Origin of the sequence: Natranaerobius thermophilus JW/NM-WN-LF (assembly GCF_000020005.1) — a bacterium.
Classification (GTDB): Bacteria; Bacillota; Natranaerobiia; order Natranaerobiales; family Natranaerobiaceae; genus Natranaerobius; species Natranaerobius thermophilus.
On sequence record NC_010718.1, the window covers coordinates 90,117 to 108,398 of the forward strand.

Below are 18,282 nucleotides of genomic sequence, written 5' to 3' on the forward strand. Positions count from 1 at the left end.
ATTTGGGGGGCCTTCATTGAAAAGTCAAAGGCCGTATTTCCAAAAAGGGAAGTACATAAATCAAATTGATACTAACAGAATCCTGGATTCTTTATTTGATGCAGTATTAGTTATTAACCACTCTGGAGTAATAACTTATATTAATAAAGTTGTTGAACAAGTGCTGAAAATTGAAGGCGAGACTTTGGTTGGATATGATTACCGTGAACTTTTAAAGTACAGTTACACCTATGAGTTTGAAAATTTTTCAATTTTTGAAACTGCTTTATCAGAAAGGAAAGCAGTTCATGATAAAGAGTTACACCTAATTGATTCTGAGAATAATGAAGTGATTATTAAGGGTAACACTTATCCAATATATGAAGGCGAAAATTTCTTAGGTGTTATAGGTGTTTTCAGAGACATTACACGTGAAAAGGAATACCAGGAACAAACAAAAAGATGGGAAGAAAAATTTACTCAGGCAGAAAAGCTAGCTATTGTAGGTGAAATGGCGGCGGGGACCGCTCATGAAATAAAAAATCCTCTTGCTACAATCAAAGGGTTTTTACAATTGTTAGAAAGTAATGAGTTACCAGAATCTAAGAGAAAAGAATATTTAGCTACTATCACAGATGAAGTTAACAGAATGGAGCAACTTGTAAAAGAGTTTTTGCATCTATCTAAACCTTCTAATCAAGAAGAACATGAAACAAATGAAACAGTGTCTTTGTGTAAAGTGTTCCAAAAGACTTTGATTTTTTTTAGCCCCCAATTTAAAAATAAAAAAGTTATGTTAAATATTAAATGTCCAGGACACCCTATATATCTACGGGGGAAATCTGATAAATTACAACAAGTATTTATAAATCTGATAAAAAATTCTTTGGAAGCCATGGAAAAGATACCTCAGGATTGTAGGAAACTAACCATCAAGGTGGATATTTATAAATCAAATAATAAAGATGATAAAAATGAAAAAGTGATCTTAGAATTTATAGATACTGGCCCAGGGATTCCCAAAAATATTATGAATAAGCTGTTTTCCCCTTTTGCCACTACTAAGGTTAGAGGTACTGGCCTGGGATTGCCTGTCAGCATACAAATTATTCAGAATTTAGGAGGGTATCTAGTAGCAGAGAATAGCCCCTTGAGGGGTGCTTGTTTTCGTATTGAACTCCCTTTATATGATGTTGATGGAGTTAACAGTATATGTAGAAATGTTTATATACCATATTGTGAAAGGGTGGCTGATTATGACAAACCAGATTAAAGCTGCGATTGATATAGGAAGCAATTCAATTAGGCTGCTAATAGCTAGAGTCAATAAAAATGGACTAGAGGAGCTATATAGGGATGTCCAAACTACTCGGTTAGGGGAAGGAATTCAACACTATGAAAAATTAACCCAAAGATCAATCAACGATTCTGTCCATGTACTTAAGGAATATTATCAGATAATCCATCAGTATCAAGTAAACGAAACTAAAATTGTTGCCACCAGTGCAATAAGGGAAGCATCAAATAATCAAGAGTTTTTTAATGAAGTTAACAGAGCCATAGCTCAACCAATCAATATCGAAGTAGTAGATGGAATTAGGGAAGCAGCCCTTAATTACAAAGGTGCTACTATGGAATTAACAGAAGATGCCTTTGTTTTTGATCTAGGTGGTGGGAGTCTTGAAATAATACCTCAAGATCCAAATTCTATGGCTAGCTTTCCCATAGGTGCTGTTAAAGCAACTGAAAGTTACTGTGATGAAGAAGGGCGTATTAGAAATCACGAAGACTTAAGGAAAGCAGTCCAAAAAATAATCACTACAGAAATATTAAGTGCATATCAAGAAAATATACAGGTAGTTGGTGTTGGCGGAACGGCCACTTATTTGGCAAAGGCTTATAAAAAACTCCCAGTTTATAAAAAAGAGGATATTCATGGAACATATCTGAGTAGGACTGACCTAAATAATTTATTGAAGGGTATGGAAAAGTATGATTTGGAACAACGTGTTGATGAATTTTTTCTCACACCTAACAGGGCAGATATAATAATTGCAGGAGGTTATATAATAAATTATTTACTTCAAGAGATTGGCGCGAAAGGATATTGGGCTAGTGACAATGATATGTTAATGGGGCTGATTTTGGAGATTTAAACTTTTTGATTCGAGATCAATACTGAGAATTTGACAAATATGTTTACTTAAGTTATAATTATAATCACTGTCGACGCGGGGTGGAGCAGTCTGGTAGCTCGTCGGGCTCATAACCCGGAGGCCGCAGGTTCAAATCCTGCCCCCGCAACCAAATAGCTTAAAAACCGGACCAAAAAGGTCCGGTTTTTTTGTTATAAAATACATAAAGGATGTCGAGAAAAAAATTTGACTTATACTAAAGTTTTGACATTCTTCCAGTTCCTCACCCTTTATAATTGTTAAGCACACAATCAAAGTTTAAGGTGGGTGAGGATTTTGGCTTATGAAACTGAATATATTAAAACTTATGAAAGAACCTATAAACAAGCTTATCAACCTTTAGATACTTCTAAAAGTGCTACTCCACGTACAAAATTGTTGGTGACTTTTTGGGAAAAATTCCGTGAATTATTTATTAAATTATTTAACGGTGTCACAAGTTTATCAACTCTATATTTATTAACGGGTTTTTTACTTGGACGAGCTGAGGTTAGAGGTGGTCTAATACCATTGGTGTTAGCATATTTACTAGCACTAAGGCTTGAAAAAGCCAGTTATTTTTCGGCTGCATTTATTGGGTCTCTAATAGGTATCCAATTGACCCACGGGATAGAAGGAACTGTTACTGTTATTATACCAGCAATGATTTATTTACTGTGGGAAAGAAGAAGTCTTGGGAACAAACCAAAAATAGGAACTGTTATATTCGTTGCTTCTTTTATGGTAACTTCATGGTTTTACGGTGGACTGCCTGGAAGTTTTCCTTTTAACCTGCTACCTTTAGCCATAGAGGGTGGTTTATTGGTAATCTTTGCTGTCTTGCTAATGCCTGGTTTGCAATTTATTGAGTCAAAGAGGAAAACTGATAACATTGAAAAAGAAGAAATAGTTAGCATTATTTTGTTAGCATCCATGGCTTTTATGGGTTTACAAGGTATTATGATTGGCCCTTATTCAATTCCAAGATTGGTGAGTTTATTAGCTGTGCTAATTGTTGGATATAGGTATGGCGGAGGACAAGGTGCCGCGGCTGGCGCTATATTAGGCACTATAACTAGTTTCTATAGTCTGTCCCAAATTAGCATTGGAGCGTTAACTTTAAGCGGTCTATTGGCTGGTATTTTTAAAGATTTTGGGAAGTTGAGCTCGACTTTTGCATTCATTTTTTCATCTGGGTTAGTGGTATTTTACCTTGGAGAGCCCTTTGTTATGCTGCACTTTTTACAAGAAATTTTAATTATTTCTGTAATATTCTTAGTAATTCCTGAAAGATTTTTCTATAAAATTACACCTTCTCCAATCTCTCATGGATCTAAAATGGTAAGTGATAGAAAGATGGATCAAATTATCAATCATAAATTTTATGAATTTGCTAGCTTATTCTCCGATATGGCTAAAGTATTTGAACCTAATTCAAATGAACAAGATTATCATGACAGTAGTGAAATTGAAGATTTTGTCCAAACTGTAGTCAACCAGGTTTGTGGTGGATGTTCCAAAGTATCTTATTGTTGGGAGAAAAACTTTTTTGTAACTTATAAAAACTTTTTAAATGTGATAAGCAAGGTGGATAGTGGAAAAAAATTACACAGAGACGAATTACCCGAATACTTACAAGAATCTTGTATTAGACCGTCTTTACTATTGGAAAATGCTGGCAGTGTATTTGATGACTATCAATTAGAGCATAATAAGGCTAAAAGTAGTGCAGCAGAAAATAAAAAATTATTATCTGAACAAATGTTTGCACTATCAGAACTTTTTAATAAAATGGCCAAGTTTAAAGTTGTTGATTCCAGTAATAACAGGGAATTAGAACAAGAAATTAGATCGGCCATTGAAAACAAGAATTTTGTTTGTGAAGAAATTTGTGTAACAGGTAAGGTTCAAGAAGATTTAACTATAGAGCTAATAATAAATTGTTCCGGGACTAAACAAGAAGATATTAAAGAAATATCAACATTAGTATCAGAGGTCGTAGGTGAAAAACTGTCACCTGTAACTTGGGACCTATATCGTGAAGACTCCAAAATAAATAACCATTACTTTATAAGGTTAAGAGCAGAACAACAGTTGCAAGTTATTACTGGTTGTATCCAGATCAATAAAGAAGGTGAACCTTTATCTGGAGATACTTACATGTCAAGGGAGCTATCAACTGGAGAACACTTGCTATTATTAAGTGATGGAATGGGGTCTGGGTCTAAAGCTAACGAGGAAAGTGAAGCCACTGTTAACTTAATTACTAAATTACTAAATTATGGTTATGATAAACAAATGGTGATAAGGTCGGTTAACTCGCTATTAGCTACTATCAATCGAGTAGATAGTTTTGCCACAGTAGATATGGCGTTAATTGACTTGTATACTGGTATTGGGGAATTTTGCAAGGCGGGAGCTGTTTCTTCCTTTATTTCAACTGCTGAAGGGGTAGAAAAGGTAGAAGCTTCCTCGTTACCTGCTGGTATCATAGAGTCAGTTGAACCTAAAAAAATGACATATAGTTTAAAACCAGGCGATTATTTATATATGGTGAGTGATGGTGTCTTTGATATGGGTGACGGTGAAAAATGGTTTGAGAAAGCAATTTCTAATTTAAAATCAAAGGACCCCCAAGAAATGGCAGAAGAACTCCTGGAAAAAGTGAAGCGCAGATATAGTTATGGAGACTTCCCTGACGATGTAACTATTTTAATCGCTAAAATCACAAGTAATTCTAAGGAATCTGAATTGGACTCTCAAACTATGGGATTAGATATATGGGAAAAGATAAATTAATGAAAGCAGGAATTAAATAAAAAATGACGAATTAACGTATATATGAAAGGATAGTATGAGGGGATTACTATGAAAGAAAAAGTTTATCAAAACATTTTTGAAAAAGGGTTAATAAAATCTGGAGACAAGGTATTAGTAGGAGTTTCTGGAGGGCCTGATTCAGTAGCCCTCCTTCATGTGTTATATGAACTAAGGCAAGAACTTCAGTTCAAATTAGTAGTTTCACATTTAAATCATGGTTTTAGGGATAAAAGTGCTGAAGAAGATGCTGATTTTGTAAAAAAACTGGCCGAAGATTTGGAATTACCGATAATTTACGACAAATGGCAGGTAAAAGATTATATTAATTACTATAAACTTTCACCACAACAAGGGGCCCGAATTCAAAGGTATAAATTTTTTGAACAAGCTGCAAAAGATTTCGGTGCAACTAAATTAGCTCTGGGCCATCATATAGATGATCAAGTGGAAACCTTTTTTTTACGCTTGATAAGAGGTGCTGGAACTCAAGGCCTTTCAGGTATGCAATTTATAAGAAAGTTAAATAATGATCTGCTGCTAATCAGGCCGTTGTTAGAGGTGTCAAAAAGTGAAATTAAAGAGTATTTACAAACTAATAAACTAAAATATAAAATAGATCCAACAAATCAAGAGACCAATTATCTTAGGAATAAGGTGAGACATGAAATTTTACCTGTCTTTCAGGATATAAACCCCAATATTAATGAAAGACTTTTAGAAACAATGGAGTTGTTAAAAGAAGAAAATGACTACTTAAACAAGGCAGCTAACGAGCTATATCAAAAGTCACAAGTTGATACTGGACGGAGTCAAAATAATACAAAACCCCTGGCTTACCAAGGACAAGAAAGAGAACTATTATTTTGCCTTAAAACATTACAAAAATCGCCTAAAGTGTTGTTACGCAGAATCTTATTAACAGCAGTTTATTCTTTTATTTCTAAAACTGACCAAGAGGACAGGCATCTAAATTCAGAAAATGTTTCAAAAAAACATATAGATGCCGTGGCGAAGATGATTGAGTTAGGCTTAACAGGCAAAGAAATAACATTACCAGGAAAAATCTACACTTTTATAGATACTCGAATGATTTCAGGTCAGTCAAAACAAGTGATGGTAATTTCAGATCAAAATTTAACATCATCATATGCTATTCAAGGGACTAAACAGGCAGAATTAGAAGTCCCCGGGTGGACTTACTGGCCTCTATCAAATATGTGGCTTTATAGTTATATAAAAGATCACAAATCAGAGCAATCGAGTCATTATCACAAAACAATTAACAGAAATTCTTTTGAAGCTACATTAGATTATGATAAGATTGATTTACCAGTAATAATAAGAAATAGAAAGGTGGGGGATCGGTTTGTTCCATTGGGAATGAATTCCCCCAAAAAATTAAAAGACTTTTTTATTGATGAAAAAGTACCCAGAAATTATCGTGACAAAATTCCTTTGTTAGTTAGCGGCCGAGGTGAAATATTGTGGGTGATAGGATATCGCATAAATGAACAGTATAAAGTTACTAAGGATACTAGAAGATATTTTTGCATTGAAGCTCAACTATCGGAGTATTAATTTAAAAATTCAGGTAATGAATAAAAGGAGGGTATACTGTGGAAAGGGCTTATGACAAAGATGCTTTTAAACAATTAATTAGTGAAGAGGAAATAAAAGATAAGGTTAAAGAATTAGGAGAACAAATTTCGCAAGACTATCAAGGACAAGAAGTGATTGCTGTTGGGGTACTAAAAGGCTCCTTTGTTTTTGCAGCAGATTTGTTGAGACAATTAAGCATACCTAATGAAATTGATTTCCTAGCTGTATCAAGCTATGGCGCTAGTACTAAATCAAGTGGTATAATTAGAATATTGAAAGATTTAGATACTAGTATAGAAAATAAACATGTGCTGATTGTAGAAGATATAGTAGATACTGGCTTGACTCTAAATTATTTATTGGAAACCTTATCTACAAGAAAGCCGGCATCACTTAAAATTTGTACTTTATTAGATAAACCTGATCGCAGAGAGGTGGATCTGACTCCCGATTATATTGGTTTTCAAATACCCGATTTATTCGTGGTAGGATATGGCCTGGACTATGCAGAATATTATCGGGATTGGCCAGCTATTTATGTTTTACCAGAAGAAGACGAGTAATAATTATTCTGATTAATGAAAATTTGATTAGTTGTTTTAGAGAATATTTTATGATAAAATACCATGATGCATATATTGTAGAGTTGTGTGTTTCAAGAGAGGAGGGCTCTAGTTGAACCGTTTTACCAGACAAGCAGTACTGTATTTACTGATACTGATGATTGTAGTTGGAATTTTTCAGCAACTTAACCAAGAACCAGAAGCGGAAGAAGACTTATTTTACAATGAATTTCTCAATAAAGTAGAGGCAGGAGAAGTAGATAGAGTAGATATTACTGAGAGGGATATTGAAGGTGAATTGACCGATGGTACTTCATTTGTGACCAGGGATCCAGGCGATCCAGAGTTGATTGAAACCTTAAAAGAGTACGAAGTTAATATTAAAGACCATGAAGTCCCCGGTCCTCCTTGGTGGGCGTCACTATTTACCTATATTATTCCTTTTGTATTACTAATAGCGATATTTTTCTTTTTTATGCAACAATCCCAAGGCGGCGGTGGACGTATGATGAATTTTGGAAAAAGTAAAGCCAAACTTCACGAAGGCGATCAGAAAAGTAACGTTAAGTTTCATGATGTGGCAGGTGCCGACGAAGAAAAGGAAGAATTAGTTGAGGTAGTGAATTTCTTAAAAGAGCCTCAGAAGTTTATCGATTTGGGTGCTAGAATTCCGAAAGGAGTTTTACTAGTTGGGCCTCCCGGTACAGGAAAAACACTACTTGGTAGAGCTGTAGCTGGTGAAGCGGGTGTACCATTCTTTAGCATTAGTGGTTCAGACTTTGTAGAGATGTTTGTAGGAGTTGGAGCATCCAGGGTACGTGATTTATTCGAAAATGCTAAGAAAAATTCACCATGTATAGTGTTCATTGATGAAATTGATGCTGTAGGTCGACAAAGAGGCGCCGGATTAGGCGGAGGTCATGATGAGCGTGAACAGACTTTAAACCAGTTACTTGTTGAAATGGATGGTTTCGACGTCAATGAAGGTATTATTGTAATGGCTGCAACAAACAGATCTGATATCCTCGACCCAGCCTTACAAAGACCGGGACGTTTTGATAGACAAATAACTGTCAATGCTCCTGACTTAAAAGGACGTGAAGAAATACTAAAGGTCCATGCCCGTGATAAACCTCTAGAAGATAACGTAGATTTAAAAGTAGTGGCTCGAAGAACTCCAGGCTTTACGGGTGCAGATTTGGAAAACTTAGTCAATGAAGCAGCTATTTATGCTGCTAGAAGAAACAAGAATAGAATTGGTATGAAAGAACTTGAAGGGGCAATAGATCGTGTGATTGCAGGTACAGAGAAGAAAAGTCGTGTAATCAGCGAATTTGAAAAGAAAATTGTTGCCTATCACGAAGCCGGTCACGCCATTGTGGGATATCTTCTACCACATACTGACCCCGTTCACAAGGTTTCTATTATTCCACGCGGAGCAGCCGGTGGTTTCACATTAATGTTACCAGAAGAAGATAGACAATTTATGACGAAAACTGAACTATTGGAACGTGTGAGCACTTTACTAGGAGGAAGAGTTGCCGAAGAGCTCAAACTCAAAGAGATTAGTACTGGAGCTCAAAACGATCTTGAGAGAGCAACTACCATTGTGAGACAAATGATAATGGAATACGGCATGAGTGAAAATTTAGGACCCATCACTTTAGGTCAAAAACAAGGTCAGGTCTTCCTGGGAAGAGATATTGCTAGAGATAAGGATTACAGTGAAAATATTGCTTATGCAATAGATAAAGAAATAAGAAACATGGTTGACAGTTCTTATCAAGAAGCCAGGGAAACATTAGAAGAAAATATTGACAAACTCGAAAAAATTGCTCAGGCCTTGATGGAAAGAGAAACCTTGGTGGCCAAAGAAATTAAAATGTTAATGGAAGGAAAAGACTTGCCTCCTATTGAAGAAAGTGAAGACACAGAAACATTAGATTTTTTAGTTGACGAACAACAAGATACGAAATCTGAATCAGACAATGAACAACAGTCCCAAGAAAACCAAGCAGATAACAATCAAAATGATTCAACAACAGAATTTGACGACGAACAACAAACTAATGATGACAATCGACCTGAAGACGATGAAGATAACGAAGAAGATAAAAACAAGGGGAACAACGACTTCAATCTTAAAATAGACTACAATAAAGAAGATAAAGATAACAAAGATAAAGATAAGTAACAATTGGATGAAACTCTCTGACAGATGAATAAAGCTTGCTACCCGGACCTAAAATGGCCGGGATAGCAAGCCTTTATCTTAATATCACAAATGTTTTGAAGAAGAATTTAATAAAAATTAATTGTCCGGCATCCTTTTAAGGAGCTGGAACGGAGGTGGAAAAAGTGCATAGCAGAGCGATAATTAATAGCAGTACTCGAAAACTTGCTGTAGGCGGATTATTGTCGGCGATCAGCATAGTTATGAGCTTTACCCCCCTTGGTTATGTACCAGTGCCTACACCCGCCGGTTCAGTCACTACCATGCATGTTCCAGTCATAATTGCGGCATTACTAGAAGGGCCTTATATAGGAACTATGGTAGGCAGTATTTTTGGATTAACGAGTTTTATCAGAGGGGCAAATTTCTTTGTAGATCCGGTGGTCGCCATTATCCCTAGGTTGTTTATTGGGATGGGGTCTTACTTTGCAATGAGGTTAACAGCTAGGCTTCTATCTGATAAGACAAAAAGAGATTTTCTCCCCTATGCAGCTGGAGCTTTTACGGGAACAGTTATAAACACAGCGGGGGTTTTATCACTTGCAACATTACGTGGGTATTTACCTGGCTATGCAGCAGCAGGTGTGGCTGTCAGTCATGGAATACCTGAAATCATTGTTGCAATAATCCTTACTATTTTAATTTGTCGCACAGTAAGGAAATTGTATTAATTTATTGAATTAATATTAAATGTTAGTTGTATTAAACTAGTGTGGTAACAATTTTTTAAAATATCTGAAAATACTGAAGGAGGGGTTAACTCGTGAAAAGTGATATCGAAATAGCTCGAGGGGCACCCATGCGGCCAATCAAGGACATCGCTTCAGAAGTTGGCATCAAGGATGAAGAGCTGGAATTATACGGTGATTACAAGGCTAAAATAACTTTTGATGCATGGAAAAGGCTTAAAGACAAACCAGATGGCAATCTGATATTGGTTACTGCCATCACTCCCACTCCAGCCGGTGAAGGTAAATCTACAACCACTGTAGGTTTGGGTCAGGCTTTAAAGCGATTGGGCAAGAACACTATGGTAGCCTTAAGGGAACCTTCTTTAGGTCCAAGTTTTGGTGTTAAAGGCGGTGCTGCAGGTGGGGGCTACTCACAGGTAGTACCTATGGAAGACATCAACTTACATTTTACTGGTGATATTCATGCTATTACTACCGCACATAATTTACTCTCGGCAGCCATTGACAACCATATTCATCAAGGTAATAATCTTGATATTGATGCACGAAGAATTAACTGGCGAAGGGTAGTTGATTTGAATGATCGAGCTTTAAGAAACACAGTTGTAGCCTTAGGTGGTAGAGGTAATGGCTTCCCTAGGGAAGATGGCTTTGATATTACTGTTGCTAGTGAGATAATGGCGATCTTATGCTTGGCAACAGATATTAAAGATCTAAAAGAAAGGTTAAGCAAAATAATAATTGGCTATACCAGGGATAGACAGCCTGTAACAGTTGCTGATCTAAAGATGCAGGGATCCATGGCAGTATTATTAAAAGATGCAATTAAGCCAAACCTTGTGCAAACTTATGAAAATGTGCCTGCTTTTGTACATGGCGGTCCTTTTGCTAATATTGCACATGGCTGCAATTCGGCCATGGCAACTCAAATGGGAGTGAAAATGTCAGATTATCTAGTGACTGAAGCTGGATTTGGAGCTGATTTGGGAGCAGAAAAATTCTTTAATATAAAATGTCGATTTGCAGGTTTAAATCCAGATGCGGCTGTTGTGGTGGCTACTGCCCGTGCTTTGAAAATGCATGGTGGAGTCGAAAAAGACAATTTAAAAGAAGAGAATTTAGAAGCATTAGAAAAAGGGTTTGAAAACTTAGAAAAACATATGGAAAACATAAATAAATTTGGTGTGCCAGCAGTAGTTGCAGTGAATAGATTCCCAACAGATACAGAAAAAGAACTAGAACTACTTATCAATAAGTGTCAAGAGAAAGGCTATCGAGTGGCATTGAGTGAAGTTTTTGCTAAAGGTGGAGAAGGTGGCGAAGAAGTCGCCAAAGAAGTATTAGACATAATTGACAGTAAAGAGTCCAATTTTAAATACTTATATGATGTTGACAAATCTATGGAAGAAAAAATAGAAACTATTGCTAAAGAAATTTATGGAGCTTCCGATGTTGAGTTTACTCCGACTGCCAGAAGAAATATTAAACAACTAGCTCAAAAAGGTCTGGATCAGGTGCCAGTATGTATGGCTAAAACCCAGTTCTCTTTTTCTGATGATCCTAAGCTATTGGGAAGGCCCAAGGATTTTAGCATAACTGTTAAACGAGTACGGATTTCAGCAGGGGCTGGCTTTGCTGTAGCCATGACTGGGGACATTATGACTATGCCAGGTTTACCCAAACAACCAGCTGCAGAAGAAATTGATATTGATGATGATGGACAAATTACAGGTCTATTTTAAGTAATCCGGGTGATATAGTTAGTTAATATGATACAGTTTATAGAAGGCTGCTCATTCGATGTCGAGCAGCCTTTTTTTGGTGTGCTTTTGCTTTGATATAACAAGGCCTTTAATAATGAAAGGGAAACTGAATATTAGCAACTTCATTTCATATAAGTATTTAAAAATATATAATGTTACTAAGTAAAATTACAAAAACCTGGATTAATACAGGACAAAATATGTTCCGTACTCTTTGATAAAGGTACCCCAGAAAAGCTGTAGTAAACAAAGGTAAGATGAGGATATCCAAAAAAGTACTAAATTGAGTTCCAAAGGATAAATGGGTATCAGTGATAAAAATCAGAATTAAATTTATAACACTAATCCCCAATATATGAATGAACAAGCCTAGATTAGCCCCCAAAATTTTCTCAAGAGAACCAAGTAAAAAGCTTCTTAAGACCAATTCTTTAAATAAAATGACGAAGAAGATTATTAAAAGCATGTTAAATAGCTCAAAATCATCAGGAAAAGATAACCCCGATGGTAACATCAATGTGCTCAAACCCATAATTAATAAACTAAAAGAAAAGCTGATGACAATGCTGCGGATTAAATTGTGTGTAGTTAGTCCTAACTCTATTAACTTACTACCTTGTCTGAGATGTAACATTAAGAGTATAGCTGATGCTATTAAGTAGAAAAGTCCTGATTCAAAATCACTTAAAGTGACTTCTAAATCGATCCAGCGCCAAAAGAAAAAAGTTGCTCCACTAAATATAATAGTGAAAATTGTTGTTAGGCTTTGAGAGGCACTGTGCTTATAATAGAATTCGTCAATGTCTACAGAGAAAATATACACCAACAGTGCTAATAATAATAATGATATTAACAAATAACTGATAGTAAATAATTGAAAATTCTCAGGTGGATAAGGTTTTCTATCACTATCAGCAACTAATTGAGTAGTTTTACCATCACAGGAGGACAGATTAATAGTTTTACTTTCATAATACTTGGCGTCATAGTCTTCAGTAAATAAATAACTCATATTTTGCGTTTCACCTGGGTGAATAGTCCTAGAAATATTGAATGTTTCTATCTTGGCCAGTAGTTTTTGTTCGGCTTCAAAATAAGATGAATAATCCAGATCTATTTGATGATCACTTATAGGAGAAAAAATAACATTTCCTTTAAGTTTATCCAGGGTATCTTCGGTTATAGGCAAGTAGACGGCTTCCAGGCTACCTGATTGGTGATAACTGTTGTTTTCTTTTATTCTATAAGAGGGTACATTAACCTGGTAATCACCATCCCCTTTAATCACCATACCTGTCAGTTCATCGTGCTGATATCCTAGGACAACCACACCATTGTTGAAATGCATGTCCAAAAAATCAAGTTCAATTTCCCAATCCTGAAATGAATAAATTCCTCCTTTTTCTAGAGGTTCCCATGGCCGTTCAAGGTAAAAGGGTGAATTAATTATAATGGTTGCTGTTAAAACTCCAATGGCAATTAGTAACAGCATGGCTATTAAAATTTTAACTAAAGGGTTGAGTTTTTTTAGTTGCTTTATCAATAATTATTCCTCCCTGTCTAAATATTTGCTTGTCTTATAGCTTGGTGATAAAATTGGATTTGAATTTCTCTTTGCATTTGACTTAAAGATAGCATCGATCGTAAATATAATTGTGCCTTGTATGTAAATTTGATGAATCTATATAATGTAAGAGGTGAGTATTATTAAATTATCGGAAACGGATCTCAGTCCTGTAAAATCAAAAATTTTAAACAATTTGAAAAAACAGCCATATGTTTCTGGTGAATTTCTAAGTTCTCAATTAAATGTTTCCAGGACAGCCATTTGGAAGAATATTCAAGGGCTGGCCAATTTAGGTTATCAAATTGATCCCATAAAGGGTAAAGGATATCGATTGGTAGTTATACCTGATAACCTTTATCCATGGGAACTAGATTTTTCGTTAAAAAAAGATTACCAAATAACTTACTTTGATAATATCGATTCTACTAATAATTATGCACGTTCTTTGCAACCACCGCAAGTGGTGATTGCTGAACAACAGACCAAAGGGCGGGGTCGTATGGGCAGGGCGTGGTTTTCTGCCCCTGGAGGAATTTATTTTTCCTTAGTGATTACTCCACGGTGTTCAGTAGATGAGATTCCTACAATTCCCTTGCTGATATCAACTGCTATTACCAAAGTTCTTAAAAGGGAACTGGGAATCCAAGCTGAAATAAAATGGCCTAATGATATTTTAGTTCAAGGTCAAAAAGTGACTGGGATCTTAGTAGAACTTGCTGGCGAAACCGATGCTCCTCAGAAAGCTGTAATAGGGGTGGGAATTAATGCCAACCAAAATACCAATTTATTCCCTGAGGAGCTGAAAAAGTCTGTCACTTCCTTGAGAGAACTTAATTGCTCGCCAGTAAATCGCAAATTAATGTTAAATAGTATATTAGAAGAGATTACTCAATTATTTTTTGAATTACCAAATTGTATCCCTAAGGTCTTAAATACCTGGAAGGAATACTCCTGCACTTTAGGGAAAAAAATTACTGTAAAACAAGTGTCGAAGACAATTACAGGGATTGCAAAAGATATTGATAGAAGTGGGGCTTTGATTGTGGAGACCCCCCAAGGAGAACAAAGAATACTAACCGGTGATTTATCTATTAATATTTAGGGAGGAGATGTATGATGTTATTAGCAATTGATGTAGGAAACACTAATATAGTATTAGGGCTTTATAAAAATGATGAATTAGTAGTTCACTGGCGAATAAATAGTGATAGAGAGCAAACAGAAGATCAATATGGTGTGTTGATAAAGAATCTATTTTATCATAGTAATTTAGACCCTGGCATGATAGATGACATTATGATTAGCTCAGTAGTGCCACCAATTACACAAACCTTAACTAGAATGAGCAAAAAATTTATGAACATGGAGCCTATAATAGTAGGCCCAGGTATTAAAACTGGAATGCATGTTAAATATGATAACCCCAAAGAAGTAGGGGCGGATAGAATTGTTAACGCAGTTGCAGGCTATACATTATACGGGGGGCCTCTTATAATTGTAGATTTTGGTACAGCCACTACTTTTTGTGCCATCTCGGAAAAAGGTGATTATTTAGGAGGAGCTATTTCCCCTGGGATATCTATTTCGACCAATGCACTTTTTGAGAGAGCAGCCAAACTACCCCGGGTGGAACTGACTAAACCAGCTAATCTGATAGGGAAAAATACTGTTTCTAGTATGCAGTCAGGAATTTTTTATGGATTTATCGGTCAGGTTGATGGAATTATCAAGAAAATGAGACAGGAATTTAACCAAGCCCCTACGGTAGTTGCTACGGGAGGTATGGCACATTTGGTTTATCCAGAAAGCGAAACCATAAATATTTTAAACTCGTATTTAACTTTAGAGGGATTGAAAATAATTTATGAGAGAAATAAAAATTGAATGAAAATTTGTTGACAAAGAAAGTATATCCTTATATAATGAAATCGAAATATGTGAACACGGTATCAAGCTTTTTTAAAAACTGTTTTTTGTGAAACATGTAACAATTTTCTGAGAATCTTTAGGATTCTAAAGAAGGCTGGGTTGCCTTACTAACTTTTAGGAGGGTTAAATATGAGCTTAATTGGTTTATCATTATTTGCCGCCACTTGTATAGGAATGTTAACCTATTCACTAGCATTCACCGAATCGCTGATCAGTGCTATTTTCCTATTACTAGCCGTTATAGGTTTTTACTATAGCATAAGAGAGCACGCTGAAGAGCTTATGGGCGAGAACACAGAAACCACCCAAGGAAGAGGTCAGCAAATGGAAAGGCCAAATTTAACTGAAAGGGAGGGTGCCAAATGAAATATAAAGACAGTATTTTGACAATTACGATGGCTTTTATAGCAGTATTAATAACATATTATATTAATCACGGACTAGGATTGGGCCCTTTTATTGCTAATGGAACTGTTGGGATTGTTGCTGCTCTAACTTTACCTAAAGGCTTGGCTGCCGCAGCTTATACTGCTTCCTTTGTAGGAATGTCAGCCGATTTTATCCTACCAACCTTTTCAACGGCACTTATTTCAGGGATTATTGCTGGTATTGTAATCTTGGCCACTAAGCCGATATTTGCCGGTTGGGGAGGCAAAGGTGGAACAACAGCTGCCCTGGCTGTATTGCTTACTTTGATTGTTGTTAATTATTTGCCGATAATGTGAAAAATATAACTTGGAGGTGACTGCAATGATGGGTTTGGATGAATTGTCATTGATTATATTAGCAACTTTGGGGATCATAGTGACATATTACATTAGTGTGCATCTTGGTAAAGGCAATGTTTTGGGTTCAGCTGTAGTTGTGTTTATGGCGGGACTCTTGGAAACGGTATTTCCAGGTTTGATTACCACTGAACATGCTGGAGTTTTAGCAGCAGCTTCTTATGCGGGTATGGTGTCTGGTGATAAAATTGGCAGCATGCGCCAAGTAACAGCTTTAGGAATAATATGTGGCATGATGTTTATTGCAACTGCTCCAGCCTATGTAGGGTTTGGTGGCAGACTTGGCACTCTTGCGGCCTTATCCTGCGGTACCTTTTTTGGCTATAGAACAATTCTTGAAAGAACTGTCTGGCCCAAGTTTGGTATTAGAAGATCTACTTAAACTTTAATTGAATGATAGCTTATTTCACCCCATCACTTGTTACTAAATTCAACCTGTTTCTCATATTTTCTTGGTATTCAGGGGGATGATAGGGAGGAACTATCCATTGGGGATAGAAGTTTATTAAAACACCGAACTAGCAATAGTTAATGATGGGGTGATTTAATGAGTTTTTTCAGATATCAAGTTCAGACTGTTGATAGAGTTGGAATGGTTCTCGATGTTTTAAGAGTTGTATACTTAAAAAATATTAATATAACTGCTATGGAAGTGGCACCGCAGTTAATCTATTTGAAACTTGATTTTGCGCCTGCTATGAAAGGGGCCTTAGAAAGCGCAGTCAAAGAAATTCCTGGTGTTAGAGGGATTGATGAAATTAGTCTGTTGCCTCAAGAAGAAAAAGAACAAAAACTCAGAGGTATTTTAGATACTATAGGAGAAGGAATAATTGCATTAGACAAATCTGGAATAATTACTATGATTAATCCCTCGGCAGAAAAGATTTTAAATCTATCAGAAAACATTGAGGGTCGAGACATTCGAGATATACTTTCTGCTGAATTACCCATATTAAAAACTTTGTCTGCCGGGGAGGATTATGACAATAAGGAAATTTTTGTCACACTACCTGGTGGTAAAAGCCATTATTTGACTTCAGGGAGACCTATCAAAAACGATGATGGCAATACTGTAGGAGCTGTAGCTGCCATCAAAGATATAAATGAAGTGCGTAAATTAGTTCATCGGATTACTCACCCGACCATGCTATCTTTTGACGATATAATAGCTGAAAGTAGTATTATGAATGAAACAATTTCGTTTGCAAAAAAAATTGCTCATGGAGACTCTACCGTTCTGTTAACTGGGGAAAGCGGCACAGGAAAAGAATTGTTCGCCAGAGCTATTCATATGGAAAGTCCTAGGAAGGATTGTCCCTTTGTCCCTCTTAACTGTGCTGCCATACCGGAAACACTGATGGAAAGTGAATTATTTGGATATGAAGAAGGTGCTTTTACGGGTGCGAAAAAAGGTGGAAAACATGGACTGTTTGAGCTAGCTAACAAAGGTACAGTATTCTTAGATGAAATAGGTAATCTCAATCCACAATTACAAGTCAAATTACTCAGAGTTTTACAAGAAAGAGAAGTCCGCAGAATAGGTGGAAAAGAGGAAATTAGTGTCGATATAAGGGTAATCACTGCAACAAACCATAACTTAGAAAAGCTTGTTAATGAAGGTTATTTTAGAGAAGACCTGTATTATCGCTTAAATGTTATACCTATAAAACTGCCACCATTAAGAAATAGAAAAGAGGATATTATTCCTTTAGCAAACCATATACTCGGGCAAATGAGGACTAATCATGGAGGACAGTATCAACTTTCCCCAAAAAGTCGAGAACTGCTAAAAACTTACTCTTGGCCCGGCAATGTAAGAGAACTCGAAAATATAATTGAGCGTGCAGTTAATTTGGCTAATGACAATATAATTGAAGGTGAACATTTATTTTTTGGTCAAGAGGATGGTTTTTCAAATTACGAAGGCGAAATGGAAAACTGGGAACAGAATCAACAGTATCAAAATGGTCAGAGCGAAGCAGAAATCAGTGTAAATTATAAAGACAAAGACTTTTCTCAAATATTACAGTCAGTTGAAAAACAAATATTGCAAAAAGTTTTGAGTGAACATGCAAGTGCCAGAAAAGCTGCTAAACAATTAGGAGTTTCCCATACTACAATTTTAAATAAAATTAAAAAATATGGGCTGCAAATTAATCAAGAATCAAACTGAGATAA

The 18,282-nt window shown here is 36.0% G+C and carries 15 protein-coding genes and 1 tRNA gene; 15 read left to right on the forward strand and 1 reads right to left on the reverse strand.

The genetic code is table 11. The annotated features are described in order from the left end of the window. Positions 1-16: 16 nt before the first annotated feature. The 9 genes from NTHER_RS00430 to NTHER_RS00470 all read left to right on the forward strand — a co-directional run bounded on the left by NTHER_RS00430 (position 17) and on the right by NTHER_RS00470 (position 11,802). A complete protein-coding gene (locus tag NTHER_RS00430; protein WP_041366756.1) occupies positions 17-1,252 on the forward strand; it encodes a two-component system sensor histidine kinase NtrB in 1,236 nt (411 codons plus the stop codon). Further along, entirely contained in the window at positions 1,236-2,135 is a 900-nt protein-coding gene (locus tag NTHER_RS00435; protein ID WP_012446567.1) for a Ppx/GppA phosphatase family protein, read from the forward strand. Before NTHER_RS00430 ends, NTHER_RS00435 begins: the two co-directional genes overlap by 17 nt. A gap of 74 nt (positions 2,136-2,209) precedes the next feature. Continuing rightward, a tRNA-Met gene (locus NTHER_RS00440) sits at positions 2,210-2,286 on the forward strand. A gap of 164 nt (positions 2,287-2,450) precedes the next feature. Beyond that, positions 2,451-4,952, forward strand: coding sequence for a stage II sporulation protein E (spoIIE, locus tag NTHER_RS00445; protein ID WP_012446568.1), 2,502 nt, complete (start codon positions 2,451-2,453; stop codon positions 4,950-4,952). Positions 4,953-5,021: 69 nt separating this feature from the next. Then, on the forward strand, positions 5,022-6,551 hold the full coding sequence (gene tilS, locus NTHER_RS00450; RefSeq protein WP_012446569.1) for a tRNA lysidine(34) synthetase TilS: 1,530 nt from the start codon (positions 5,022-5,024) through the stop codon (positions 6,549-6,551). Positions 6,552-6,589: 38 nt separating this feature from the next. Next, positions 6,590-7,135 (forward strand): hypoxanthine phosphoribosyltransferase, encoded by a 546-nt coding sequence (hpt, locus tag NTHER_RS00455; RefSeq protein WP_012446570.1) that lies wholly within the window; start codon positions 6,590-6,592, stop codon positions 7,133-7,135. Positions 7,136-7,247: 112 nt separating this feature from the next. Next, on the forward strand, positions 7,248-9,329 hold the full coding sequence (gene ftsH, locus NTHER_RS00460) for an ATP-dependent zinc metalloprotease FtsH (RefSeq protein ID WP_012446571.1): 2,082 nt from the start codon (positions 7,248-7,250) through the stop codon (positions 9,327-9,329). A gap of 164 nt (positions 9,330-9,493) precedes the next feature. Continuing rightward, on the forward strand, positions 9,494-10,039 hold the full coding sequence (locus NTHER_RS00465; protein ID WP_012446572.1) for an ECF transporter S component: 546 nt from the start codon (positions 9,494-9,496) through the stop codon (positions 10,037-10,039). Between the two features lie 92 nt (positions 10,040-10,131). Beyond that, a complete protein-coding gene (locus NTHER_RS00470; RefSeq protein WP_012446573.1) occupies positions 10,132-11,802 on the forward strand; it encodes a formate--tetrahydrofolate ligase in 1,671 nt (556 codons plus the stop codon). Between the two features lie 160 nt (positions 11,803-11,962). Here NTHER_RS00470 and NTHER_RS00475 read toward each other — a convergent pair whose 3' ends face one another. Beyond that, positions 11,963-13,366 (reverse strand): hypothetical protein, encoded by a 1,404-nt coding sequence (locus NTHER_RS00475; RefSeq protein WP_012446574.1) that lies wholly within the window; start codon positions 13,364-13,366, stop codon positions 11,963-11,965. A gap of 154 nt (positions 13,367-13,520) precedes the next feature. Between NTHER_RS00475 and NTHER_RS00480 the strand changes: the two genes are divergently transcribed. From NTHER_RS00480 to NTHER_RS16325, 6 genes are all read left to right on the forward strand, one after another. After that, positions 13,521-14,492, forward strand: coding sequence for a biotin--[acetyl-CoA-carboxylase] ligase (locus NTHER_RS00480; RefSeq protein WP_012446575.1), 972 nt, complete (start codon positions 13,521-13,523; stop codon positions 14,490-14,492). A 14-nt stretch (positions 14,493-14,506) separates the two neighbouring features. Further along, the gene (locus NTHER_RS00485) at positions 14,507-15,274 is read left to right on the forward strand and encodes a type III pantothenate kinase (RefSeq protein ID WP_041366757.1); all 768 of its coding nucleotides are present in this window, start codon (positions 14,507-14,509) and stop codon (positions 15,272-15,274) included. 174 nt (positions 15,275-15,448) lie between these two features. After that, positions 15,449-15,685: a hypothetical protein gene (locus NTHER_RS00490; RefSeq protein ID WP_012446577.1), complete on the forward strand. Its 237-nt coding sequence runs from the start codon at positions 15,449-15,451 to the stop codon at positions 15,683-15,685. Further along, positions 15,682-16,044: a hypothetical protein gene (locus NTHER_RS00495; protein ID WP_012446578.1), complete on the forward strand. Its 363-nt coding sequence runs from the start codon at positions 15,682-15,684 to the stop codon at positions 16,042-16,044. Before NTHER_RS00490 ends, NTHER_RS00495 begins: the two co-directional genes overlap by 4 nt. 25 nt (positions 16,045-16,069) lie before the next feature. Continuing rightward, on the forward strand, positions 16,070-16,486 hold the full coding sequence (locus NTHER_RS00500) for a hypothetical protein (RefSeq protein WP_012446579.1): 417 nt from the start codon (positions 16,070-16,072) through the stop codon (positions 16,484-16,486). 165 nt (positions 16,487-16,651) lie between these two features. Next, positions 16,652-18,277 (forward strand): sigma 54-interacting transcriptional regulator, encoded by a 1,626-nt coding sequence (locus tag NTHER_RS16325; protein WP_012446580.1) that lies wholly within the window; start codon positions 16,652-16,654, stop codon positions 18,275-18,277. The last annotated feature ends 5 nt before the right edge of the window (positions 18,278-18,282 follow it).

Bases quoted from the DNA above. Each gene is read 5' to 3' on its own strand.
- tilS (WP_012446569.1), top strand. From the start codon at position 5,022: ATGAAAGAAAAAGTTTATCAAAACATTTTTGAAAAAGGGTTAATAAAA.
- NTHER_RS00500 (WP_012446579.1), top strand. From the start codon at position 16,070: ATGATGGGTTTGGATGAATTGTCATTGATTATATTAGCAACTTTGGGG.
- NTHER_RS00435 (WP_012446567.1), top strand. From the start codon at position 1,236: ATGACAAACCAGATTAAAGCTGCGATTGATATAGGAAGCAATTCAATT.
- NTHER_RS00485 (WP_041366757.1), top strand. From the start codon at position 14,507: ATGTTATTAGCAATTGATGTAGGAAACACTAATATAGTATTAGGGCTT.
- NTHER_RS00490 (WP_012446577.1), top strand. From the start codon at position 15,449: ATGAGCTTAATTGGTTTATCATTATTTGCCGCCACTTGTATAGGAATG.
- NTHER_RS00495 (WP_012446578.1), top strand. From the start codon at position 15,682: ATGAAATATAAAGACAGTATTTTGACAATTACGATGGCTTTTATAGCA.
- NTHER_RS16325 (WP_012446580.1), top strand. From the start codon at position 16,652: ATGAGTTTTTTCAGATATCAAGTTCAGACTGTTGATAGAGTTGGAATG.